Below are 582 nucleotides of genomic sequence, written 5' to 3'. Positions count from 1 at the left end.
CTTTTTTGACGCACGCAATCAAGTTTTTTTGTCTTATATGTTGTTACTACCAACTTAAATGTGAAGCCAGCATATTGATAGAAGGGCTTTGCTATCAACGTAAGGAGTGTTCATGGATAAGATCAAACATCCTATCGCCATTATTGGTGCAGGTCCTGTTGGACTTGCTGCTGCAGCGCATTTGCTAAGCAGAGGCCTTACCGCATTGATCTTGGAAGCAGGTAAGCAGGCCGGAGCCAGTATCAATGAGTGGGGGCACGTCAAGATGTTCTCTCCCTGGCGCTTTAATATCGACAAGGAGGCAGAGCGCTTATTGATAACCAGTGGTTGGACGACACCGCAACCGGATGTCTACCCAACTGGCCAAGAATTACTGGGTCAGTATATTCAGCCGTTGTCTAAGCTACCGGAAATCGAACCACACTTACACTTGAACAGTCGTGTCTTGGCAGTAAGCCGGGTAGAGCGCGACGTCATGAAAACCCAAGGCCGTAACTCGACTCCCTTTTTATTGCGCGTTGCCGGCCCCGATGGCGAGCGTGACGTGTTGGCCAGCGCGGTGATCGACGCCTCCGGGACCTA

Annotated in this window: 1 protein-coding gene; it reads left to right on the top strand. The window is 50.3% G+C overall.

Annotation, left to right across the window (positions count from 1 at the left end; all coding sequences use genetic code 11):
- Window positions 1–112 precede the first annotated feature (112 nt).
- On the top strand, window positions 113–582 hold a 470-nt coding region (locus tag H0A72_RS21940; RefSeq protein WP_180158632.1), incomplete at its 3' end, for an FAD-dependent oxidoreductase.

Source organism: Parapusillimonas granuli (genome assembly GCF_013416525.1).
Lineage (GTDB): Bacteria > Pseudomonadota > Gammaproteobacteria > Burkholderiales > Burkholderiaceae_B > Parapusillimonas > Parapusillimonas granuli.
This window is presented reverse-complemented; position numbering and strand designations above follow the sequence as displayed.